The sequence below is a fragment of the Propionigenium maris DSM 9537 genome, assembly GCF_027925155.1.
GTDB lineage: Bacteria > Fusobacteriota > Fusobacteriia > Fusobacteriales > Fusobacteriaceae > Propionigenium > Propionigenium maris.
The window spans coordinates 62,544-85,623 of sequence record NZ_BSDY01000007.1 but is presented as its reverse complement, the minus strand read 5'-3'; the positions used below and the strand labels follow the sequence as shown (position 1 = coordinate 85,623).

General features: G+C 38.2%; 19 protein-coding genes, 1 tRNA gene and 1 riboswitch. Of the genes, 16 read left to right on the top strand and 4 right to left on the bottom strand.

All coding sequences use genetic code 11. The features are described 5' to 3' along the window. Positions 1–276: 276 nt before the first annotated feature. Together pflB and QMG11_RS09000 are read right to left on the bottom strand one after the other, a co-directional pair. On the bottom strand, positions 277–2,511 hold the full coding sequence (pflB, locus tag QMG11_RS09005; protein ID WP_281835322.1) for a formate C-acetyltransferase: 2,235 nt from the start codon (positions 2,509–2,511) through the stop codon (positions 277–279). A gap of 63 nt (positions 2,512–2,574) precedes the next feature. Then, a riboswitch (ZMP/ZTP riboswitch) is annotated at positions 2,575–2,656 on the bottom strand. Positions 2,657–2,835: 179 nt separating this feature from the next. Beyond that, positions 2,836–3,777 carry a sugar phosphate nucleotidyltransferase gene (locus QMG11_RS09000; RefSeq protein ID WP_281835320.1) on the bottom strand — a complete coding sequence of 314 codons (942 nt, stop codon included), beginning with the start codon at positions 3,775–3,777 and terminating at the stop codon, positions 2,836–2,838. A gap of 248 nt (positions 3,778–4,025) precedes the next feature. On the opposite strand from QMG11_RS09000, the gene QMG11_RS08995 reads away from it, so the two are divergent. The 4 genes from QMG11_RS08995 to QMG11_RS08980 all read left to right on the top strand — a co-directional run bounded on the left by QMG11_RS08995 (position 4,026) and on the right by QMG11_RS08980 (position 8,845). Continuing rightward, on the top strand, positions 4,026–5,063 hold the full coding sequence (locus QMG11_RS08995; protein WP_281835318.1) for an ABC transporter substrate-binding protein: 1,038 nt from the start codon (positions 4,026–4,028) through the stop codon (positions 5,061–5,063). Between the two features lie 93 nt (positions 5,064–5,156). Next, positions 5,157–6,191: an ABC transporter substrate-binding protein gene (locus QMG11_RS08990; RefSeq protein WP_281835317.1), complete on the top strand. Its 1,035-nt coding sequence runs from the start codon at positions 5,157–5,159 to the stop codon at positions 6,189–6,191. A 9-nt stretch (positions 6,192–6,200) separates the two neighbouring features. Next, positions 6,201–7,196, top strand: coding sequence for an ABC transporter ATP-binding protein (locus QMG11_RS08985; protein WP_281835316.1), 996 nt, complete (start codon positions 6,201–6,203; stop codon positions 7,194–7,196). Next, a complete protein-coding gene (locus tag QMG11_RS08980) occupies positions 7,196–8,845 on the top strand; it encodes an ABC transporter permease (RefSeq protein ID WP_281835314.1) in 1,650 nt (549 codons plus the stop codon). Before QMG11_RS08985 ends, QMG11_RS08980 begins: the two co-directional genes overlap by 1 nt. A gap of 197 nt (positions 8,846–9,042) precedes the next feature. Here QMG11_RS08980 and QMG11_RS08975 read toward each other — a convergent pair whose 3' ends face one another. Both QMG11_RS08975 and QMG11_RS08970 read right to left on the bottom strand, forming a co-directional pair. Further along, on the bottom strand, positions 9,043–9,522 hold the full coding sequence (locus tag QMG11_RS08975; protein ID WP_281835312.1) for a YgjP-like metallopeptidase domain-containing protein: 480 nt from the start codon (positions 9,520–9,522) through the stop codon (positions 9,043–9,045). Between the two features lie 471 nt (positions 9,523–9,993). Then, positions 9,994–10,087: transfer RNA gene (locus QMG11_RS08970), tRNA-Sec, on the bottom strand. 1,188 nt (positions 10,088–11,275) lie between these two features. Here QMG11_RS08970 and QMG11_RS08965 point away from each other — a divergent pair. The 12 genes from QMG11_RS08965 (at position 11,276) to argF (ending at position 22,771) form a co-directional block, all read left to right on the top strand. After that, positions 11,276–12,553: a YadA-like family protein gene (locus tag QMG11_RS08965; RefSeq protein WP_281835310.1), complete on the top strand. Its 1,278-nt coding sequence runs from the start codon at positions 11,276–11,278 to the stop codon at positions 12,551–12,553. A gap of 48 nt (positions 12,554–12,601) precedes the next feature. After that, complete coding sequence (locus QMG11_RS08960; protein WP_281835309.1) at positions 12,602–12,970, top strand: helix-turn-helix domain-containing protein; 369 nt, start codon at positions 12,602–12,604, stop codon at positions 12,968–12,970. Beyond that, positions 12,918–13,154, top strand: a complete 237-nt coding sequence (locus QMG11_RS08955) for a hypothetical protein (protein ID WP_281835307.1) — start codon at positions 12,918–12,920, stop codon at positions 13,152–13,154. Before QMG11_RS08960 ends, QMG11_RS08955 begins: the two co-directional genes overlap by 53 nt. A gap of 35 nt (positions 13,155–13,189) precedes the next feature. Beyond that, positions 13,190–13,489 carry a hypothetical protein gene (locus QMG11_RS08950; RefSeq protein ID WP_281835306.1) on the top strand — a complete coding sequence of 100 codons (300 nt, stop codon included), beginning with the start codon at positions 13,190–13,192 and terminating at the stop codon, positions 13,487–13,489. 220 nt (positions 13,490–13,709) lie between these two features. Next, positions 13,710–14,174, top strand: a complete 465-nt coding sequence (locus QMG11_RS20005; protein WP_309302089.1) for a type II secretion system protein — start codon at positions 13,710–13,712, stop codon at positions 14,172–14,174. Positions 14,175–15,222: 1,048 nt separating this feature from the next. Further along, positions 15,223–15,717, top strand: a complete 495-nt coding sequence (locus tag QMG11_RS08940) for a type II secretion system protein (protein ID WP_281835305.1) — start codon at positions 15,223–15,225, stop codon at positions 15,715–15,717. A gap of 247 nt (positions 15,718–15,964) precedes the next feature. Beyond that, positions 15,965–16,273 (top strand): DUF6293 family protein, encoded by a 309-nt coding sequence (locus QMG11_RS08935; RefSeq protein ID WP_281835303.1) that lies wholly within the window; start codon positions 15,965–15,967, stop codon positions 16,271–16,273. A 938-nt stretch (positions 16,274–17,211) separates the two neighbouring features. Continuing rightward, a complete protein-coding gene (argC, locus tag QMG11_RS08930) occupies positions 17,212–18,249 on the top strand; it encodes an N-acetyl-gamma-glutamyl-phosphate reductase (RefSeq protein WP_281835301.1) in 1,038 nt (345 codons plus the stop codon). 272 nt (positions 18,250–18,521) lie between these two features. Then, positions 18,522–19,739 (top strand): bifunctional glutamate N-acetyltransferase/amino-acid acetyltransferase ArgJ, encoded by a 1,218-nt coding sequence (gene argJ / locus QMG11_RS08925; protein ID WP_281835299.1) that lies wholly within the window; start codon positions 18,522–18,524, stop codon positions 19,737–19,739. 8 nt (positions 19,740–19,747) lie between these two features. Next, positions 19,748–20,650: an acetylglutamate kinase gene (gene argB / locus QMG11_RS08920; protein WP_281835297.1), complete on the top strand. Its 903-nt coding sequence runs from the start codon at positions 19,748–19,750 to the stop codon at positions 20,648–20,650. Next, positions 20,622–21,782, top strand: a complete 1,161-nt coding sequence (locus QMG11_RS08915) for an aspartate aminotransferase family protein (RefSeq protein ID WP_281835295.1) — start codon at positions 20,622–20,624, stop codon at positions 21,780–21,782. The genes argB and QMG11_RS08915 overlap by 29 nt, the downstream gene beginning before the upstream one ends. After that, positions 21,779–22,771 carry an ornithine carbamoyltransferase gene (gene argF, locus QMG11_RS08910; RefSeq protein WP_281835293.1) on the top strand — a complete coding sequence of 331 codons (993 nt, stop codon included), beginning with the start codon at positions 21,779–21,781 and terminating at the stop codon, positions 22,769–22,771. Before QMG11_RS08915 ends, argF begins: the two co-directional genes overlap by 4 nt. Positions 22,772–23,080 lie beyond the last annotated feature (309 nt).

Genomic DNA, 23,080 nt, shown 5'->3' with positions numbered 1-23,080 from the left:
AATAGAGAGCTTAACTGGGAGAAGTTAAGGGGAGATAAGAGTAAATAAAGGTAGCAGCTAGATGGTTTTCCTACTCTCCTAAAGTAGCGGTTATCTGGAAATCTCTGGAGGTCACCTGGGAGATAAAGCTGCCTTGCTTAGGAGGTTAAAAAAGAACTGGAGAAAAGTTCAAGTTTACTTTTAAAGAGTTAAGAGATTTAACTTTTCTAATAAAAAAGAGCCCTCAGAGTTGATCCTCTAGAGAGCTCAAATAAAATCAGCATTTTAATAACCTATCTATATATTGCTGTGGAAGGTCCTGCTTATTACCTCTCTCTGCTGCTCCCTGCTCAGGGAATTAAAGTTTACAGCGTATCCCGAGACCCTTATGGTGAGGTTTGGATAGTTCTCGGGATGTGCCATAGCATCCTCCAGTTTCTCCCTGTCCAGAACATTTACATTGAGGTGGTGTCCATTTTGTATAAAGTAACCGTCTAAGATGGATTCCAGGATAATCTTTCTTTCCTCCTCTGTTTTCCCCAGAGTTTTAGGAGGGATGCTAAAGGTACAGGAGATACCGTCACGGCATGCATCATAGGGAATCTTTGTTACAGAGCTCAGGGAAGCCAGTGCTCCCCTCTCCTCCCTGTTGTGCATAGGGTTTGCCCCTGGGGCAAAGGGTTCCCCCCTCCTTCTTCCATCTGGAGTAGCTCCCGTCTTCTTTCCGTAAACTACATTGGAGGTTATTGTAAGGATGGAGAGGGTGTGGATAGAATCCCTGTAAGTTTCGTGCTTTCTGAGATCAGCTATAAAATCCTCGGTGATCTGGGAGGCTATTGTATCCACCCTGTCATCGTTATTTCCAAACTTAGGGAAGCTTCCCTCTACTTTGAAATCTATTATGATTCCCCTCTCATCCTTTACAGGAGTCACCTTAGCGTACTTTATGGCACTCAGGGAGTCTGCTACAACTGATAAGCCGGCCATCCCAAAGGCCATAAACCTTTCCACCTCGGTATTGTGAAGGGCCATCTGGGTTTTTTCATAGGCATACTTGTCGTGCATAAAGTGTATGACATTCATGGTATTTACATAGAGCTCGCAGAGCCACTCACGGTAAATGGCAAGTCTCTCTACTACCTTGTCATAATCCAGGGGAGTATCCCCTACACTTTCCATCTCAGGTCCTATCTGCACTCCAGAGATCTCATCCCTTCCACCATTCAATGCCATGAGAAGTATCTTAGGCATATTGCACCTGGCCCCGAAATACTGCATCTGCTCCCCTATCTTCATGGCAGATACACAGCAGGCTATCCCGTAGTCATCTCCATACCGAGGCCTCATAAGGTCATCATTCTCATACTGAATGGAGTCTGTATCCATTGAAACCTTTGCACAAAACCTCTTAAACTCCACGGGAAGGTTTTCAGACCACAATACAGTGAGGTTTGGCTCAGGTGCAGGTGCTAGGGTATAGAGGGTGTTCAGAACTCTGTAGGATGTCTTTGTAACCATAGAACGGCCGTCTACTCCCACTCCCCCTATAACCTCTGTAATCCAGTTGGGATCCCCTGCAAAAAGTTCATTGTATTCAGGGGTTCTCAGCTGCCTTACCATCCTAAGCTTGAGAACAAAATCATCTATTATCTCCTGGGCTCCCCCTTCATCCAGGGCTCCCCTCTGGATATCCCTCTGAAAATATATATCCAAGAATGTACTGACCCTTCCAAGGGACATTGCAGCTCCATTTTGCTCCTTGATTGCTCCCAGATAGGCAAAGTAGAGCCACTGCACGGCTTCTCTGGCATCCTTGGCAGGCATGGAGATATCGCATCCATAAATTTCTGCCATCTTCTTTAATTTTTCCAGGAAATCGATCTGCTTGTAGATCTCCTCCATAAGCCTTATATTTTCCTCGTTCATCCTTTTCATACCGTAGAGGCTCCTGTCCCTTTTCTTATCCTCTATAAGGCGATCTACTCCATAGAGGGCTACCCTTCTGTAGTCTCCGATAATACGCCCCCTGCCGTAGGCATCGGGGAGCCCTGTGATTATCCCTGTGCTCCTGGCTGTCTTCATAGCCTGGTTGTATACCCTGAAAACCCCGTCATTGTGGGTTGTTTTATAGGCAAAGTAGTCCTCGATCCTGTCATCCAGTTCATACCCGTAAGCTTCCACTGCCCGCCTGGTCATCTTTATCCCTCCAAAGGGATTTACCCCTCTTTTCAGGGGGCTGTCCGTCTGGAGCCCCACTATTATCTCCCTTTCTTTATCCAGGTACCCTGCCCCATAGGTAAGAAGGGAGGATACAGTATGGGTATCGATATCTACCACACCCTTTCTTTCCAGCTCCACCCTCCTGAGGTCCTCCAGCTTTTCAAAGAGTTCCCTGGTCCTCTCTGTAGCTCCCGCCAAAAAGGATTCATCCCCATAGTAGGGAGTGTAGTTCCTCTGAATAAAATCCCTCACATGGATCTCTTCCTGCCATCTGCCACCTATAAACTCATTCCACACTTCAAAACCTTTCATTCCCATCATCCCCCAAATTTTTTTATAAAAAAACCGCCTGGACAAACAGACTGAAACAATCAATCTATTCGCCCAGGCGGTCGGCTTCTATACTATTGCAATCCCTGTGAGTCGGTCCCACTATCCGCCGGTCATGCAAAGTTTTCTCTTTAATTTAATCTGATTTTACCCCTATTTGGATTATAAAACAAGTACTGTGGGTCTAATTAATTAGTTCACAAAATCTTAAAACTTAAAAAAGTCAAGTATAGTGACTCCTGGAGGCAGGGTCAGAAAATAAATTTTTTTTAAAATTCAAAGCTATATCATAAATGGACTTTTCCTCTAACTGTTTATATATCTGTCTGGGTAGATATCAGGGGTCATATTTTTCAGTGCTTCAGCAACTCCCACCTTATCCTTCTGATAGGTCACCCCATGCCACTTTTCCTGGGTTTCCAATACCCTAACAACTGCCTTACCTGATTTGATCAGGTCATCTACAAGGCTGGGAATATAAAATTCAGCTTTTAGATCTTCTATATTTTCCTCTAGGAACTTTTCAAATCCAGACTCCAGCTCTCTGAATATAGATGGCATGAATCCCCAGATATTCATAGATACAGGAGTACTTCCCTCCAGCTCTACTTTCACAAGGTCCGCCCTGTCCTCCTTTGAACTACATTTCTCCTCAAGGGAGTAGATCCTTCCAGAAATCTCCTCTATTTTGGTTTTCTCCTCTACTGAAACCAGGTTTCCCTCGGTGTCCAGTGTACATATTCCCCTGGCTACACTTCCGTTTTCACTGATCGTTTTATCCAGCTGAAAGCCAACCATTGAGTACCCGTATTCATTTTTTTGATTTACAAGTTCATCGTGGATCAGCTTAAAGGTTGTTGAGCCGTAGAAATCATCGGCATTTATAACTGCAAAGGGCTCATCTATAACATCTTTGCAGGATAAAACAGCGTGTCCCGTCCCCCAGGGCTTGACCCTCTCCTCAGGAACTCTATAGCCATCAGGGATCGAATTTATATCCTGGAATACATATCTAACCTCTATATCCTCTAACTTTGAGATCCTATCCCCGATCTTCTCCTTAAATACCTGGTAAAACTCCTCCTTTATAACAAAAACTATCTTTCCGAAACCCGCTAACCTGGCATCATAGATAGAGTAATCCATTATAATCTCACCATTGAGGCCAATGGAGTCGATCTGTTTTAAGCCGCCATATCTGCTTCCCATTCCTGCAGCCATAATAACTAGTGTAGGTTTTTTATTCATCTCATATCTCCTTTATCCTGATTCTGTAGAAAAGTATAGCATAAAAATAATCCCTATTAATAGTCAACATTTTCGTTGGAATTACTTTTTTAACTTTTTTATACAATAAAATAGTTTTAAAAATTTAACTAATGTTTTTTATTTTTTCTCTTTTAATTGCAATAGATATCTAAACCTGATACTATTTATACTGTTGTTTAAAAGTAGTTCTTTTAGATTAATTATAATACAATTTCAGGAGGAATCACATGAAGAAGTTAACAAAGTTTTTAAGTTTAATAGTGACGCTGTCACTCCTGGTAGCAGGCTGTGGTAGAGAGGAGGACAAGGTTCCTCATAAAAGTAATGAGGTAACGGTGTACTCCCCCCTCTTTCCCGATGCTATCAATAGTGTAACCAAGGGGTTCACAGAGGAAACAGGAATAAAGGTCAACCTTGTTGTAGCCGGAACTGGGGAGCTCCTAAAGAAGATCCAGGCAGAGAGTGCCAATCCCCTGGGAGATCTTATCTTTGGCGGTGGAGCTGAATCTTTAAATTCTTATAAGGAGTACTTCGAACCCTATAAAACTAAAAATAACCATAAGATAGATCCCCAATTTAGAGATACTGAGGATAGGTGGTTTGGTTTTGCCCTTCTGCCTATGGTTATGATCTATAATACAGACCTTGTAACAGAGGAGGAGGCTCCTACATCTTGGAGGGACCTTACCGACCCTAAGTGGAGGGGAAGGATTGCCATGGCATCCCCGGTTAAGTCCGGTTCTGCCTATACAATTACAGCTACCCTTTTAACTGCCTTTGGAAAGGATAACGAGGAAGGCTTTGATTTTATTAAGGAGTTTGTAGCTAACCTGGATGGTAAGGTTTTAGGAGGTTCCTCTGCTGTTCCCAAGGGGGTTGTAGACGGGGAATATGCCATCGGGCTGACCCTGGAGAGCTCAGCCATCAAGTATAAAAATGCCGGTGGACATATAGGAATAGTATATCCTTCCGAGGGTACTTCAGTTGTTCCCGATGGGGCTGCTCTGATAAAGGGGGCTGTCAACGAGGAAAATGCTAAACTGTTCCTGGATTATATAACCAGTGAGGAGGTACAGTCTACTCTGGCTACTAAGTTTAACATCAGGGGAGTCAGAGATGATGTTGCCCTTCCCAAGGGGCTGGGACCAATCTCAGAGATCAAACTACTGGACTATGATTTTGACTGGGCTTCTCAGAGTAAGGAAAGGATAGTTAAGAGGTGGAAGGATATAGTTTCAGGGAGAGAACAGGATAACACTATTTAAATTGCAATGGTCAATTAAATTTGATATTATTAAATGAACTGTCTAAAATGTTTACTATTAGACTGATAAAAAAACAGTACGGGGAGGAACAATATGAAAAAGTTGAAAAATATTTTAAATCTACTGTTGGCGGTATCGCTTATGTTACTTGTAGGTTGTGGAAAGGAGGAGGCTAAAACTTCCGAAGCACCTGTAAAAAGTAACGAGGTGACTGTGTATTCATCGCACCCATCTCAACTTCTAAATACTATTACAAATAGTTTTACTGAAGAAACAGGAATAAAGGTTAATATCGTTGCAGCTGGAACAGGAGAAATCCTTAAAAGAATCCAGGCTGAAAGTACAAACCCACTGGGAGATGTTATCTGGGGGGGAGGAGCTGAATCCCTTAACTCCTTTAAAGAATACTTTGCACCATATAAAACTGCAAGTCACGATAGGATAGATCCTCTATTTAGAGATACTGAGGATAAGTGGTTTGGTTTTGCCCTTCTGCCTATGGTTATCATCTATAATACTGATATTGTAACTGGAGACGACATCCCTACTTCTTGGGCTGATGCAGCTGATCCTAAGTGGAAAGGACAGGTTGCTATGGCTTCCCCTGTTAAATCCGGATCATCTTACACCATCACTGCCACTCTTTTAACTGCCTATGGAAAGGACAACGAAGGTGGATTTGATTTTATCAAGAAATTTATAGCTAATCTGGATGGTAAGATCCTGGGAAGTTCTTCTGGTGTTCCTAAAGGTGTTGTAGATAAGGAATATTCCATTGGACTGGCTCATGAAAAAGGGGCTATTAAATATAGAAATGCCGGTGGGCACATTGGAATAGTATACCCCTCTGAAGGTACATCAGCTGTTCCAGATGCTGCTGCCCTAATCAAGGGTGCTGTCAATGAAGAAAACGCTAAATTATTCCTAGACTATATCGTAAGTGAAGAAGTTCAAAAGACTTTAGCTAGCGAATTTAAGATCAGAGGAGTAAGAGATGATGTTGCTGCTCCAGAGGGCTTACTTCCTCTCTCAGAGATTAAGTTAGTTGACTATGATTTTGAATGGGCTTCAGAAAGCAAAAAAACAATAGTAAATAGATGGAAAAATATAGTTTCAGGAAAGGAATAAGGTTAAAAAATGGGAGTTAACATTAAAGATATAACCAAGAAATATGATGATTTCACAGCTGTTCACAGAGCTGATTTAGATATAAAGAGGGGGGAGTTTTTTACCCTCCTGGGGCCATCTGGCTGCGGAAAGACTACACTTTTAAGGATGATAGCTGGATTTAACGATATCACCTCTGGAGACATCTTTATAAGTAGGAATAAGATAAATAATATTCCGGCTCATAAGAGAAATATAGGAATGGTTTTCCAGAACTATGCTATCTTCCCCCATATAAGCGTATTTGAAAATGTAGCTTACGGATTAAAGGCCAGAAAAATTTCCAAGGATGAGATAAGGGAAAGAGTTTTAAATGCCCTTGATATGGTAGAGATGAGGGATCAGGCGGAAAAGGAGCCCTCAGAGCTTTCTGGAGGACAGCAGCAGAGGGTGGCTCTTGCAAGAGCCATCGTTATCCACCCTGAGATCCTGCTCATGGATGAGCCTCTATCCAACCTTGATGCCAAGCTTAGGGTTAAGATGAGGACTACCATTAAAAAGCTTCAGTCCTCTCTGGACATTACAACTATCTATGTAACCCATGACCAGGAGGAGGCGCTGGCTGTTTCCGACAGGATTGCAGTTATGAACAGGGGAGTAATCCAGCAGATTGGAACTCCAGAGGAGATATACTCCTCCCCTGCCAATGCCTTTGTTGCCAACTTTATAGGAACGTCAAACTTCATCTATGATACAGCTCTTACAGGAGATTCTTCAAGGCTTCTTTCTGTAAGGCCTGAAGACACCCTGATTGTAGAGGCAGATTCCGGAAATATCAATGGAGAGATTACCCTGACTACATTCCTAGGGGAGTGCGTGTCCTATGAGGTTAAGTTAGAAAATGAGGAAAACATAGAGGTAAAGGTGTTTTCTAAGGATATGGGGATCAAGGGTATAGGAGAGAAGGTTGGAATTATCTTCCCTGAAGATAAGAGGAAATATTTTGACAGAAGTGAGGAAAGTTAATGAAGATAAATAAACATTTAAACTTCTGGAATATGGTTTCTCTGGCATCTCTGGTGCTTATATTTTTATTTCTGATCTATCCATCATTTTCACTGGTAAGTGAGAGTTTTATAAGTTCTACAACGGGAAGGGTAACCCTGGAAAACTATGTAGACTTCTTTTCACTTCCCTATTACTTCAATGCATTGAAGCACAGTTTAGCAGTGTGTTTTGCTGCTACACTTTTTGCTACCCTGATAGGGGTTCCTGTGGCTTACTTCATGAGCAGGACAAATATATACTTCAAGGGATTTTTGGATCTTATAATTATGATCTCCCTTCTCTCACCTCCATTTATCGGAGCATATTCTTGGATACTGCTTCTGGGAAGAAACGGGTGGATCACTAACCTTCTGAGTCCCCTTGGGATAGTTATGCCAACTATATACGGGTTTACAGGGATAGTAATTGTATTTACCCTGAAGTTCTTTCCCTATGTATATATCTATACTTCAGGGGCATTAAACAGCATCGACGCCTCCCTGGAGGAGGCTGCTGAAAACCTTGGAATGAACAGGCTACAGAGGCTCTTTACAGTGACCTTCCCTCTGGTTATGCCTTCCATCACTGCTGGGGCTCTTATGGTATTTATGACCTCCCTGGCTGATTTTGGAACGCCTATGCTTATAGGTGAGGGGTACAAGGTTTTACCTGTTATGATCTACGATGAGTTCATGAGTGAAATGGGGGGAGATGCCACTGTAGCAAGTACCATAAGTGTTGTAGTTGTAGCATGCTCTACCATCGTACTCTTCCTTCAGAAGTATCTTATCTCCAGGAAGAGCTATAAGATGAATGCTCTCAGACCCCCTAAGGAAACGGCACTTAAAGGTAACAGAAGAGTTTTAGCAACACTCTTTGTAGGAGTTATATCCTTCATAGCATTCCTGCCTCAGTTAGTTGTTATCTACACTTCATTCCTGAAAACCAATGGACCACTATTTGTTTCTGGATTTAGTTTAGACAGCTACTATGATATTATGAATAAGCTTTCATCAAATATCTATAATACATTCCTATATTCCATTATATCTATAGTGGTTATGCTGCTCATGGGACTTATACTATCCTATATTATCTTTAAGAGGAAGAACAGGCTGGCTCCTATCCTGGATATTCTGATTATGTTCCCATATGTTATCCCGGGATCTGTGCTGGGAATAGGACTTCTGGTATGCTTTAATAAGAGACCTCTCCTTCTAAGTGGAACAGGGTTTATACTTATAGTTTCCTATGTTATCAGGAAGCTGGCATATACAGTGAGATCGGGAACAGCTATCCTCCACCAGATAGATCCCAGTATAGAGGAGGCTTCTATAAACCTGGGAGTTTCTCCAATGAAGACCTTCTTCAAGGTCACTGCTATTATGATGGGACCGGGGATATTTTCCGGGCTTATACTCAGCTGGATCTCAACTATAAATGAGCTGAGCTCCACTATCATACTGTATACTGGAAGAACTGGAACTATTGCTGTTGCCATATATACAGAGGTAATCAGGGACAGCTTTGGAAGTGCTGCTGCCCTTTCAACTATACTGACAGTTATGTCTGTTCTTTCCCTTCTGGTGTTTAAGTTTTTATCCAGAGGAAAGAAGGTAAATATCTAGGTAGAGTCCCTGAATATGGAAGCTGTGTATTAACTAATAGGTGGATACTCAATTAAGGGTTCATTTATTTTTATAAGAATTAAAAAAAAGGAGTGTATAAACCCTATAAAGGTTTATACACTCCTTATTTATGTTGTTTGTTTATATTTATATGTCTCTAGGGATATAAGGATTGAAGCTGTAACCTTTGATAAAAGTTATCTGTTGCTAAGCCACTTCTCCCCTAGCTCCTCGATCTCCCTAAGTCTCTGGGCTTTTTCAGGATAATCTGACATATGCTTTAACATAAGAGCCTGGAACTCCTCCCCCTCTTCCTGGATATGGTAGTGGCAGAGCTCCTTTAGTACCAGGTAGTCGATGATGTCTATTGGCAGACTTCCCATGGCCACTCTGAACTGCCATGATTCATTTTGTGGATAATACTTTGCCCAGAAATCCTTTCCCTCACCCTTAATGATGCTAAGATTCTGCATCTTATCCTCAGGGATATCCAGCTTAGCACTCCACTTTATAAAGGAGTTTACTATATGACCAGCAAGCTCTTTTTGATAGATCTCCTCCAGATCTTGTGTTCCAAAGCTACTTTTCATTGCATGCTTCTTTATCTCCTTCTCGCTTAGAAGCTCTCCAAAATACCTTCTTTTCAGAGATTCTGCTCTCTTTAGTTTTCTTACCATCTTTTTCTCACACTCCGTCTACTTCAATAAGTTTTTATCTGCATAAAAAAAGACCCAATAGGTCTTTAAGGTTTAATAGTTGGTAGCATCCTGTTAAGAATTTTGATTACGCTACTAGAACATTATACCTTGAATAGCAATATTTTTAAAGGGTCTTATAATGCCTCGTCATTTCCATTGTAAGGGCCAGTAGAGGAGGTGTCTTTGTGATTGTACCTCTCAACTCTTAAAACCCTCCTGAGAGCTTGGCCCTGTCTTTTGTTAAATAGATGATAAAAACCGATCGATAGATTATTTTAGTGAAAGGGCTCTATAAACCCTTTGTAGGGTTTATAGAGCCCTTATTTAAGTGTTTTTTGCCCTGTAGATTACAGTAAAACTTCCTTAAACTAAGAAAAACTTGAAAGATGATATATCGGTGTATAAAAAAAGAGTTATTGTTCTATTAACAATAACTCGTTTACTTCTATTTGGCGGAAATGTGTAGGAATCGAACCTACCGACGACTCACGCCGCCCACACGGTTTTGAAGACCGGGGAGAACACCAGTTACTCATCCACTTCCATTGCTAGTATATATTAGGATGGCTGAAGCCCCCTAAAATACTGAACTATTATTTGTTTACAATGTGATTATATCCTTTCTAAGATATTTTGTCAATTGAAAACGTAAATATTTTTTTTATGTTCCAACGAATATAAGATCATATAGCTAATGGTAAGAAATTCCTTTGCATAAACCCCTCTATGAAAAATACTAGGCTTACCATAAAGTTAATGGTGTATAATCTCAATCGGAAAGATCTGCTGCGAAATTTATTCAGCGGTTATTATGAGCTATGCTTAGATAAATGGTGTATTTGAGAACTCTAGTAAGTCTGTTTGTATTTACCAGGGGAGAGGGAAGGATTTTGAAATAGCAGAAGATTGTTTTGTTGAAAACTTTAATAAATTTTAATTGAAAGGAATAGGGAATGAAGAGTGACGTTAGGACAAAGACAACAGCTTTTATTGTTTATGCAATTATAGTTGGCTGGTCCTTTGGAAGAATAATAATGATTTAATTAGTGAAAGGCAGTCTTTTGACTGTCTTTTTTTAATGAGGCGATATATTGAATGAATTGCTTTAAATAATTATAAAAATGACATAGTGTTACCAGTGGTTATTAAAATAAGATTAAAAAATATGAAAAAAGTTTAACGTTAATCATGACTGTACTGGCAGGACCTTTGACTTATGGTGAAATCGATGAAGAAATTCAAAGGGAAATAACCAGAGTTGAAAAGTTAATGAAGGAGGGATTAAAGAAAATAGGGGAATTAAAGAACAGCATATAAGTGAAAATAAGAGAATAGGAGCCAAGATCGACAACGTTGCAGAGCACACTACAAGAGTGATAGATCAAACAGATAAGAGAGTATACCACCACGATAAAACAATAAAACTTTACGTAAGGTTAAATATGACAGTTTATATTCTTAATGTGGTTAGTCGTTTATTTCCAAATAACAATAATTTAAAAATTAAAAAATGTTTTCAAAAGTCTTTTTTAATATATGCAAATATGAAACAAAAACTGTATAGATTTTATCCATCCCAATACAAAATGTGAACTGATACTTTAAAAAGTATCCAAGATGTAAATTTTTGTTAAGTTCAGGTTAAAAAAAGCAAGAATTCTATTGTTGACTAATTCAATTGATTGATGTATTGTGTTAGACGGTTTTAAACAAATTTTAAGGAGATTTTAATATGAGAAAGAAATTAATATTGATTATAACAGTCTTAGCAGGAGTTATAGCTTTTGGAGAAATAGACCCAGAAGTTAAGGCAGAAATAACTAGAGTAGAAAGTGATGCAGTCTCAAGAAACAAAAATGCGTGGGAGGGTATAGATAAAAATTCTGGCAGGCTAGATAATCATTTAGAAACACTGTCTAATATCAGCAAATCATTATCAAATAATCATGTATATGCTCAAGTAGAAGTAAACAGAATTAATAACGAAATGGAGAAATCGTCAAAGATTATCACGGATACAACGATTAGATCTATGGTCAATGAAGGGAATATTGAAGAAAATAAAAAGTCTATTTCTGATAACACTATTAAAATAAATGAGGTAAGAGATAACAATATAAGTGAAAATAAGAGAATAGAAGCTAAGATCGAAAGCGTTGCAAATGATACCATTAAATTGGTTAGTGAAATGTCTGAAGATATTAAGGGGAATAGAGACCTGGCTGTAGAAAATAGTTCTAAGATCCAATCAGAGAATGAAGCAAGGGTTAAGGAAAATAAAAGAATAGACGCTAAGATAGACAACGTTGCTAACCACCATGAAAGACTAATCAATCAGACGGATGAGAGAGTAGAGAAAAATCACAATGAAATTAATGATAGAGTTGATGGGGTAGAAGCTGTAGTGGATAAAAATCATAAGGAGTTAACAGAGAGAGTTGATGATGCAGAAGGCAGAGTAGCTGAAATAGATGAGAAGCTTTATGAGCACGGTTTAACAAGAAAAAAGGTATTAAAGTCAGATGTGAATAGAGCTATGATTGAAGGGACGAATGATAAAGTAAATGCTCAAGGTGAAGCTATAGCTACAAATATTAAATCAACTGAAGAGAATAAAGAGAAAATTGAAAAGAATACCACAAGGATAGAAAGTAATACTAAAAGAATTGAAAATAATGCGAGTAAAATTGAAGATAATACTAATGGAATTCAGAGAAATTCAGATAGGATTGATAGAATAGATAATAGAATTCAGAGTCTAGAGAGTGAAATGAACAGAGGCTTTGCCATGTCAGCTGCTACAAGCTCAATAGTATATCCAGAGCTAGATGAAGGAGATCTTGGAGTCGGTGCTGGAATCGGCGGATATGGAAACTCTCAAGCTGTGGCAATCGGTCTAGCTATGCAACCAAGTGAAGCATTTAGAGTAAACGCCAATGTATCTACTTCAGATGGTCAAGATGTTATGTATGGTGCAGGTATGGGATATAAGTTTAACTTATTTAACTAGTTTTTTCTAATAGCCCTTCGGGGCTTTTTTTATGAATAGGAGTTGTGTATGTTATTAGGTATGATAATTAACTTAGAATCAAATTTATACGGGTTTTTAAAAAAGGAATATAAACTCTCAAGAACAGATATACTTATAATATTGGCTTTATACCGTGACGGCAGCAGAACTTTATATAGTCTAAGTCAGGAGTTACCTTTAGATAGAGCGGGAATAAGTAGAAGATTAACCTACCTTGAAATAGAAGGATACGTAAATAGGATAGACCTTACAGATAAAAAGATAATAATGCCAACAGCTAAATGCAATAAAGTTATAGAAACAGCTAAGGAAGTTTTATTAACAAAAACACCGAGGAGGATACATGAAGAAAATACTGTTAATAATGGCAATGGTTACTGCTTTGACTGGATGTAAATACACTGAAGTTTATATCGTTGAAGGTGAAGCACTAACAAGAAAAGAGTTTGATCAGAAGTGTGAAGAGAGGCAAAGGGAAAAGAAGGAAGAGTGCAAGAAGGAAAAGAAGAAGGTTAAAAAGAGCAAAGGTAAAGGAAGAGGCAAGAAGAAAGGTCACAAAAAACACAGGAAATACAACTAAAAGAGATACTGGAATGGAGAAAGGATTTAAAATAAATGAGTATTATGAAATTTATAATTAAAGCTTTTGTCTTGTTTATGCTAGTAGTATTACTTCTTCTCTACAATATAAATTCAAGAGCTTATAGAAAGTTTAGAAGACAGGAGGAGAAGTTAAGGATAATTGATTTTGACAGCAGAGAAGATTATTTGAGGGAGAAGCTCAGATTGCTTAGGGAAGCCAGAGATAAAGGAGTCCAATTAGAAGAAGATCATATATTGGAAATCGAAGAAAACGGATTAATCTGGGATATCAGAAAAGAAGAATTAAAAAGAGAGTTAAAAGGAGATATATAATGAAGAAATTTATGAAAGCATTTTTAATGGTGGCTAGCCTGTATTGTGTAGGTGAAGCGTTGGTGTTTGGATAGAAGTGAAGGTAAGTATAAAAAGCACAAGAAAAAACATTGGAAGCATAAAAAAATTAGAGGTGTCAAAATGATAGAGAAAATAATTTGGATCATGGTAATAGTTATATTCGCAGTTGAAATAAAAAAAGTTATATAGGAGAAAAATAATGAAAAAAGGGTTCACACTAATTGAATTAATGGTAGTTATATCAATAATAGGAATTTTATCAGCAATAGCTATACCGAGATTTATGAATATCACGAAAGATGCTAAGATAGCCCAGATCCAAGCTAATAAAAGGAATCTAGAAACGGCATTTAGTATGTTGACGATAAAAGAGGATAGAGAAATTAAAGATTTATTTGAAAACGGAAAATATTCAATAAAAGAAAATGAATTTAATAATTTAAAAAATAATTATATGAATGGTAAGATCCCATCTATACCAACAACTGGATATAACAATATAATCTTAGTTACTAATAATGATTTGATATATGAAGATTTCAGAGATTATGGATATGATGATTTTACTTTTAGTGATAATGCTGGATGGGCTGTAACTAATGAAGGTAGAGTGTATCCTGTGATAAGAGAAGAAGATCTTGGTATAAGATTTGATAAATTTTAAGGAGATATTGATGGTTTATATTCTAGGAAAGATATTTAAAGATTTTACAATTGATAATTTTATAGATGAAAAAGAGTTAAGAAAATCTGCAATAATATAAATATTAGAAGGGGCTGAAAGGCTCCTTTTTTAATTGAATGGTGGAATCATGAAAAAACATAGAGGGAATTTTACTTGTAAACTACTGAGGAATAAAAGTGCTTATAGTTAACTAATTTAACTATTTGATGAATGCTATTTTCTTGTTATAATTGAATTTTTTTCAAGTTTAACACAATTTAACTTAACTGAGATTTAACTTGACGAAAAAGTTTTATAAAAAGCTGTTGTTGGGATTATTATAGTTATTATTTGTACCTTTTGATGAACAAGATGATATATATTTAAGTGAGAAAGATAGAGTATTAAAGTTGGAGCTGAATTTAGAATTTTATGTTACTTTCACTCAGTTGGACACCCTTCTAGTTAGAGATAATTTCTACGTTTGGTATGTGACCCTCCGGGGTCTTTTTTTTAAAATTTTAGGGGGCGAACCATTCAAGTCTGTACCATATCAACTAAAACTGAAAAAACTTAATATAGCCTTAAAATTCAACCGATGAATTGAAAAGACGTAACGTAAACCTATATAATGAACGTTTGAAAGGAAGTGAGAGAGAGCCTTCTGAAGAAGAAGGAACGTATTGTGGTGATAAATGCTTGTAGCCATGAAGTAATGAAAATTATTATGGAAGCGAGGAATGATGTGTGTGAAGAAAGTCTTCATTTTGTTGACGCTTACAGTTTTACTAGAGTGTGCAGTAACAAGGGGAAGTAATAGAAAGAGAGGAAAGGCTAAATCGAGAGATATCAAGATATGGAAGGGGATAGGAAAAAGAACTTATAGAAGAAGTAACTGCCCTAAAGAGACTTGGGGATCTCTTGTGGAAAATAATAAGGCATAAATATGCATGCTTTATACATAAATAAAGTTATTTAGAGCAAATATACCGATGTATATCGAGTTATATAATAAAATGTAAGCGAGATTAATTTAGGAGGATGGAATTTGAAACGTCAAGGATTTACACTGATTGAATTAATGGTGGTGATAGCAGTAATAGGTATACTTGCAGCGATAGCACTACCGAGATTTACAAATATAACGAAGGATGCAGAAATAGCTCAGATACAATCTAATAGGTATAATCTACAGACTTCATTATCAATGTATATGGTAAAGGAGGATAAGCCCGTAGTGAGCTTATTCGATGAAGGTGGAAAACTTACAAATGGTATAGTTGGAGATGAAATGGAAAAGATATTAGAAGAGGAGTTTGCTCCATTCTTTAAATATTATGAAAAGTCAAAACTTCCAAAGCTTCCTAAGACAAAGAGATATAAGGCTGCGTATCTTCCAGAGAAAGAAGTGAGTATTCATGATTTCGGTGGTTACAACACTGAAAACAATGAGGGACGAGCAGCATGGATTTTTACAGACAGAGGAAATGTTTACCCTGTGATATCTGAAAAAGTGTATGATATGAGATATGATGAATTTTAAAAGGAGTTGATAGAATGAATATATACGTAGGTGGAATGATACTGGTTGCAATACTGGCTGTCATATATAAAACTGAGAAAAGCAACTAATACTTATAAGCCCTTCGGGGCTTTTTGTTTTTCCAAGAAGCTTTTTCCTACCCCGCTATATCTTCCTAGTAGTACTTATAGTTAACTAATTTAACCATGTTTTGTATTAGAAAAATATGATATGATGAAAACTCGTGAAGTTTTAGGAGGTCAAAGATATGTCGATAGAGGAGCTGTTTGAGATTGAAAAGGTTATATTTTCAGCTACCATGGAAAAATTTGGAGTAGCTAGACATGATTTAAAGATAATAAGTGCCTGTAAGGGGTCTAAAGAATCGCTGTATACCCTGGAAAACAGGCATAATCTAGATAGAGCATTAACTATAAGAAGGATAAAGGTGCTGGAGGCCAAAGGATTCATTAAGAGAAATAAGGTTGGGAAGGCTAAGATTATAGAGCTAACTGATAAGTCAGAGGAAGTGATCAGGTTTATAGAAAGTATTAATATTTTAGGGATGCTAGGTTAGAGAGTGATATTTATTTTAGAATGGATTTAATTGTAGCATGAAATAAAAAATGTCAAATCATCTAGATAAATCAGGCAAGTCCATATAAGGCACTCTTAAAACAAGGGGATATAGCATTTTTTAATAAAATACAAAAATCTCTTACACTCCCTTGATAGATAGTGTGCCATGTAAATGCATCACTTATCATTAAATCATCTTCTTTCTAAATCTTTTATATTTATTTAGTAAATGAACTTCTTAAAGAAGTAATCGATAATGAAAAGTACTTATTTTTTAGTATGGTTTTTAAAATGTTGATATGTCTCAAAAAAAGTTGTTGACAAGGTTAAATGATATCTGATAGTATCAATCTCAAATAAAGAAACATTTATGTAAAAGAAAATTTCGTAGGGGGATCTGTTATGTTAATCAGGAGAAGTAGGATGAGGAGAAGAATAAAAACCAATAAATCCTATCACTTTAAAATGGCTTGATTGACCTAATAAATTCTTGTGCAAAGATTTGGGAAGAGATACTCCCAATGAGTATACAAAAATTGTATTAAAAAGCCAGCAGTAAATATTGCTGGCTTTTGTTTTGAGAAGAACCTGGTAGGAGCTAGTTTAAAAAGCTGATACCAGGTTTTTTGTTTACAAAATTTCATTAAAAAAGAGAAGAAGTATAAAAGGAGGCTTAGAATGAGGAGATACAGGAGGATCAGATCAAAATATAATATTCAGTACTGACGGAGCTAAGAATTTTTTTGGAGATGTATATCTCCAGGAGTCTGCTGATAATCCGGCAGGCTCCTTTTTTATACAAAAAACAGAGATTGGAGTGAAGGAGGGAAGTTGTATGGAGAAAAAAATTAAAAAGAGAGGTACCGAGGAGCTGGGCAAATTTCCTGAAAGAGGTTGATAAAAGAAAATATAAAGAAGAAGGGAGTGGATATAAAGGTGAAAAAGGTAGGAATATTAGGAGCTACAGGTTATGCAGGTCAACAGCTTCTGTGGCTGCTGAGGAATCATCCCAATGTAGAGATAGAGTTTATAGCATCCTATAGTCACGGAGGACAGGATTTTTCCAGAATATATGGGAATTACTTTGGTGAATTTACTAAGGTATGTATCCCTAATACAGATGTGAAGGAGAGGCTTGGCGATATAGACCTCCTTTTTATAGCACTTCCCCATGGAAAGGCTTTTGAGATTACTCAAATGGCTCTGGACAGGGGAGTAAGGGTAGTCGATCTGGGAGCGGATTTCCGCCTTGATGATTCAGAGAAGTATGAAGAGTGGTATGGAAAAACTTGCGATGGGAAGAAGAACTTATCTGAAGCTGTATATGGGCTCACTGAATTAAACAGAGAAAAGATAAGAGAAAGCAGACTGGTTGCCAACCCTGGTTGTTATCCAACTGCCAGCTTACTGGCCTTAATCCCTCTTTTAAAGAGAGGACTCATTCAAAGCAACTCCATAATAATAGATGCAAAATCAGGAGTAAGCGGTGCCGGAAGGGGTAGTGTAACTCAAACTCTCATGTGTGAATGCAGTGAAACTATAAAAGCTTATGCAGTAACAACCCACAGACATACTCCAGAGATAGAACAGGAGGCTTCCAAGGTTGCCAATGAAGAGGTAAAGTTAACTTTTACACCACATCTTGTCCCCATGAACAGGGGGATACTATCTGTAATCTACGGAGACCTCAAGAGAGAAATCGATGATGAATCTTTGAGGAAGCTGTATGAAAAGGAATACAGTGGGGAAAAGTTTATACGTATCAAGGAGGAACTTCCTGAAACCAGGTGGGTAAAGGGAGGTAACTACTGTGATATTTCGGTGAAGGTGGATAAACGAACGGGACGAGTAATTGTTGTATCTGCAATAGATAACCTTGTAAAGGGAGCGGCAGGACAGGCAGTGCAGAATATGAATTTGATGTTTGGATTTGAGGAAGCTACAGCAATAGATTTTATCTCTATTTTTCCTTAGGTTTATTCAGGGGAAGAGCATGAAATTAGTTGAAAAAACTACTTTAGCAGATTTAAATGGAATATAAGGCAATAAGGGGGCAGAGAGCCAAAAAAAAGAGAGAAGGGAGACATGGGTGTGACCAGTTGGAAGGGGGAAGAATTGGCTTTGGTGGTTTCTCGAACAAATAAGGTAAAAGCTACACCAATACCAATGAATATAGAGTATATCAAGAATCCCACCACTAAAGTAATAGTGGTGAATAGCAAACCATCTAGGGGGGAAAAGAAAAGATGAAGATATTGAAGGAGAAAACCATAACAGATGTAAAGGGAATAAAAGCCAGTGGGATATCAGGAGGTCTCAAAAAAAGCGGGAAAAAAGATCTTTGTGTTATCTCTTCGGAGGGTAATCCTGTGGCTTCAGCTGTATTTACAAGAAACAAGGTAAAGGCAGCACCAATACTGATGAATATGGAGCATATCAAGTATCCTACCACTAAAGCAATCGTGGTAAACAGCGGAAATGCTAACTCCTGTACGGGGAAGGAAGGATTAAAAAATGTAAATATAATGGCTCAAACAGTGGCAGATGCACTGGAAGTAAAAAGGGAGGAGGTTATTGTTCAATCCACTGGGATTATAGGAGTCCAGCTGGATATGGAGAAGGTGATCCCAGCAATAAAGAAGGGGTGTTCAAAACTCTCAGATGAAGGAGGAACCGATGCTGCAATAGCTATTAAAACAACGGATACCTTTGAAAAAAAGCTGACAGTATCATTTGAAGCTGGAGGGAAGGAGATAACCTTAGCCGGAATAGCTAAAGGATCTGGAATGGTTCACCCAGATATGGCAACAATGCTCTCCTTTCTTGTAACAGATCTAAATATCAGTAAGAGGATGCTAGATGCAGCTTTTAAAGAGAGCGTAGGGGCATCCTATAACATGATATCTGTAGATGGAGACACAAGTACCAATGACATGGCTATGATCCTGGCAAATGGCCTGGCAGAAAACATCAAAATTGAGTCTCCCGGTGAAGACTATGAAAAGTTTAAGGAAGCACTGGCATATATGAATACAGAGCTGGCTAAACTTATTGCCAAGGATGGTGAAGGGGCAACTAAGCTTATAGAGGTAGAAGTAAAAAATGCAAAAGATCTTGAAGGGGCAAGAATGTGTGCAAAGGCTGTAATAAGATCTAATCTTACTAAGTGTGCTTTCTTTGGAGCCGATGCAAACTGGGGGAGAATTCTCTGTGCACTAGGATACTCTGAGGCTGAACTTGACCCAGATAAAGTAGACATTTCATTTTATGGTGAAGGAGATAAAATCCAGATAGCCAAGGATGGCATGGGAGTTGATTTTGACGAAAAAAAAGCTAAGGAAATTCTTTTAAAGGAAGAAGTTAAAGTTGATATTGATTTAAAAGAGGGGCAGTATTCAGCTACTGCTTGGGGATGTGATTTGAGCTATGACTATGTAAAAATTAACGGGGCATACAGAACTTAGGGGGGAGAATGGAAGACGTAAAAATCTTGTCTCAGGCACTTGCTTATATAAGGGAGTTTCACGGTAAAACAGTAGTCATAAAGTACGGTGGAAATGCCATGAGGGATGAGGAGATAAAGGAAAAGGTTATAAGAGATATAGCTCTATTAAAATATGTAGGAATGTTTCCAGTCGTTGTACACGGAGGGGGACCTGCAATAAATAATATGCTTCATAAACTAGGGAAAACATCTGAGTTTAAAAGGGGAAACAGGGTAACAGACAGGGAAACTATAGAAATAGTAGAGATGGTTCTCGGCGGCAAGGTAAATAAGGAGATAGTATCCCTTTTGAATAAAAATGGCACCAGAGCTGTGGGAATCACAGGTAAAGACAGCAATATGATAATGGCAGAAAAAAAATACATAGGAAGTAATGAAGAGAGGATAGATATAGGTTATGTGGGACAGGTAGAAGGTATAGATGCCGAGATCATAGAGAATCTTTTGGAAGCAGGGATAATACCTGTAATAGCACCTTTGGGAACAGACAAGAAAGGAAACACATATAATATAAATGCTGATTATGTGGCTGGCGAAGTAGCTGGGACCCTTAAAGCAGCTAAGCTTATTCTCATTACGGATACAGATGGGATCTATGAGGACATAGATGATAAGGGAACATTGATAAAAGAGTTGGGAGTGGAGGAAGCAGCCAAGCTTATTGAAGAGGGAATAATCTGTGGGGGAATGATACCCAAGGTAGAAGCATGCATATCTTCTCTAAAAAATGGAGTGGAAAAGGTGCACATTTTAAATGGTGAAAGGGAGCACAGTATCTTAAGAGAATTATTCACTGAAAGTGGTATTGGAACGATGATTGTAGGCAACGGGGAGGTTAAAAATGCTAATAAATACTTATACCAGACCTGATAATAATTTTGTATCGGGTATAGGAATGAAAATATATGATGATGTAGGGACCGAGTATATGGACCTTGTAGCGGGAATAGCTGTAAATGCACTGGGGCATTGTCATCCTGAGATAGTAAAGACTATAAAAAAGCAAAGTGAAAAGTTACTCCACATCTCAAATCTTTATCATACTACAGAGCAGCATGAACTGGCTGAAAAGCTGGTGGATTTAAGTGATCACAGTAGGGTATTTTTTTGCAACAGCGGAGCAGAGGCTGTGGAAGCAGCCCTTAAAATAGCTAGAAAGTATGGAAAACAAAGGGGTCATGGCAAGAGTAAGATCCTTTATATGAAGAATTCTTTCCATGGAAGAACTATGGGAGCTCTTTCTGTGACTGGGCAGCCCAAGTATCAAAAGGAATTTAAGCCTCTCATAGGTGGAACAGAACAGTGTGAACTCAATAGTATCGAGGATATCTACAAAAAGATCTCTGGAGCCTGTGCAATAATAGTAGAGCCTATTCAAGGGGAGGGGGGCCTGGTGAAGGCAGAGGTGGAATTTTTAAAAAAATTAAGGGAGTTTTGTGATAAATGGAATTGTCTCTTGATTTTTGATGAAATTCAGTGTGGTGTAGGAAGAAGCGGAAGCTTCTTTGCCTATGATAAGTTTGGAGTTATACCCGATGTGGTGTGTATGGCGAAGGGACTTGGAGGAGGGATTCCCATAGGGGCAGTTCTTGTCAATGAAAAAGCAGATGTCTTTGCTCCTGGAGACCACGGGACTACCTTTGGTGGAAATCCATTTGCCTGTGCTGTTGGGAAAACAGTTTTAACAGAGTTAATAGACAAGGGAGTAATGGCAGAGGTAGATAAAAAAGCGGAAAGTTTGAGAAAAAAACTGGAACTTCTAGAGGAGGAGTTTGACATTATAGAAGAAGTGAGGGGAATTGGACTTCTACAGGGGATAAAGTTCAAAAAAGATCCTGGAGACTTTATAAAGTATGCTCTTGAGAAAAAGGTTCTTTTAGTTGGAGCAGGTGATAATGTAGTGAGAATAATACCTCCTTTAAATATAAGCATGGAGGAGTTAGATAAAGTTTACATTAAGCTAAAGGAAATACTTCAGGGATTTAAGGGGGGAGAAAGATGATAAAGGGAAGAAATTTTTTAAAGCTTTTAGACTATACTTCAGAGGAACTTAATTTTCTTTTGGAACTTTCAGCTAAGCTAAAAAAGGAAAAAAAGGAAGGGAATGAAAAGAAATATCTTTGTGGAAAAAATATTGCTCTCATCTTTGAAAAGGATTCCACAAGAACCAGATGTGCTTTTGAGGCGGGAGCCAAGGATCAGGGAGCTACAGTGACATATTTAGGATCTTCAGGAAGCCAGATAGGGAAGAAGGAATCTATAAAGGATACAGCGAGGGTATTGGGGCGTTTATATGAGGGGATAGAATTTAGAGGACACAGTCAGGAAGCTGTGGAGGTGTTGGGAGAGTTTGCAGGTGTACCAGTATGGAATGGGCTCACAGATGAGTTTCACCCAACTCAGATCTTGGCAGATTTTCTTACCATTAAGGAGAAGCTTGGCAAACTGGAGGGGATAAAGATGGCCTATCTGGGGGACGGTCGAAATAATATGGGGAACTCTCTTATGATAGGGTCCGCCATGTTGGGGTTGGATTTTAGAATTGTGGCTCCAGAGGATCTTTACCCAGAGGAATCCCTGAGAAAAAAAGCTGAAAAAATTGCAGAAACAACAGGTGGAAAACTAACTTTTACCCCCTCCCTAAAGGAAGGGGTTGCAGATGTAGATGTAGTGTATACTGACGTATGGGTATCTATGGGAGAAAAAGACGAGGTTTGGAAGGAGAGGATAGAAAAGCTTCTTCCCTATCAGGTAAATAGTGGTGTAATGAAGATGACAGGAGAGAAAGCGATCTTTCTTCATTGTCTTCCGGCTTTTCACAACCAAGAAACATTAATAGGCAGAGAAATTTATGAAAAATTTGGGATTAAAGAGATGGAGGTAACAGAAGAAGTTTTTGAAGGAGAGCAGTCTATGGTATTTGATCAGGCAGAGAATAGATTGCATACTATAAAGGCACTTATGGTTGCAACCCTTGCAGGGGGGGAATAATGTTGACCTGATTTTTATCGAGCTTAACTCTCGAAGGCATAGTGACTTTAAAAGGAAATTATAAAGCTTTCCAATTTCCAGTGTAAGGGCAATGGGTGTCCTTGTGATTGTGTGCCTGTAAATACACAAAAAACTTCTGAGGGGTTGGTTTTAAGTATTGTTTTTTTAATTCAAAAACTGATCAATAGATTTTTTAAATTAAAGGAGTATATAAATCCTAGGAAGGGTTTATATACTCCTCATTTAGGTTATTTTCCCTCTGAAAATTGCAGGGAAATTTTCTTTAGGTAAGGGTGTTTTAGAAAACAA

Coding starts and splice junctions, on each gene's coding strand:
- QMG11_RS20005 (WP_309302089.1), top strand. CDS start 13,710: ATGAAAAAAGGGTTCACACTAATTGAATTAATGGTAGTTATATCAATA.
- QMG11_RS08990 (WP_281835317.1), top strand. CDS start 5,157: ATGAAAAAGTTGAAAAATATTTTAAATCTACTGTTGGCGGTATCGCTT.
- QMG11_RS08975 (WP_281835312.1), bottom strand. CDS start 9,522: ATGGTAAGAAAACTAAAGAGAGCAGAATCTCTGAAAAGAAGGTATTTT.
- QMG11_RS08960 (WP_281835309.1), top strand. CDS start 12,602: ATGTTATTAGGTATGATAATTAACTTAGAATCAAATTTATACGGGTTT.
- QMG11_RS08965 (WP_281835310.1), top strand. CDS start 11,276: ATGAGAAAGAAATTAATATTGATTATAACAGTCTTAGCAGGAGTTATA.
- argB (WP_281835297.1), top strand. CDS start 19,748: ATGGAAGACGTAAAAATCTTGTCTCAGGCACTTGCTTATATAAGGGAG.
- QMG11_RS08950 (WP_281835306.1), top strand. CDS start 13,190: ATGAGTATTATGAAATTTATAATTAAAGCTTTTGTCTTGTTTATGCTA.
- QMG11_RS09000 (WP_281835320.1), bottom strand. CDS start 3,777: ATGAATAAAAAACCTACACTAGTTATTATGGCTGCAGGAATGGGAAGC.
- pflB (WP_281835322.1), bottom strand. CDS start 2,511: ATGAAAGGTTTTGAAGTGTGGAATGAGTTTATAGGTGGCAGATGGCAG.
- argF (WP_281835293.1), top strand. CDS start 21,779: ATGATAAAGGGAAGAAATTTTTTAAAGCTTTTAGACTATACTTCAGAG.
- QMG11_RS08935 (WP_281835303.1), top strand. CDS start 15,965: ATGTCGATAGAGGAGCTGTTTGAGATTGAAAAGGTTATATTTTCAGCT.
- QMG11_RS08980 (WP_281835314.1), top strand. CDS start 7,196: ATGAAGATAAATAAACATTTAAACTTCTGGAATATGGTTTCTCTGGCA.
- QMG11_RS08985 (WP_281835316.1), top strand. CDS start 6,201: ATGGGAGTTAACATTAAAGATATAACCAAGAAATATGATGATTTCACA.
- QMG11_RS08995 (WP_281835318.1), top strand. CDS start 4,026: ATGAAGAAGTTAACAAAGTTTTTAAGTTTAATAGTGACGCTGTCACTC.
- argJ (WP_281835299.1), top strand. CDS start 18,522: ATGAAGATATTGAAGGAGAAAACCATAACAGATGTAAAGGGAATAAAA.
- QMG11_RS08955 (WP_281835307.1), top strand. CDS start 12,918: ATGAAGAAAATACTGTTAATAATGGCAATGGTTACTGCTTTGACTGGA.
- QMG11_RS08915 (WP_281835295.1), top strand. CDS start 20,622: ATGCTAATAAATACTTATACCAGACCTGATAATAATTTTGTATCGGGT.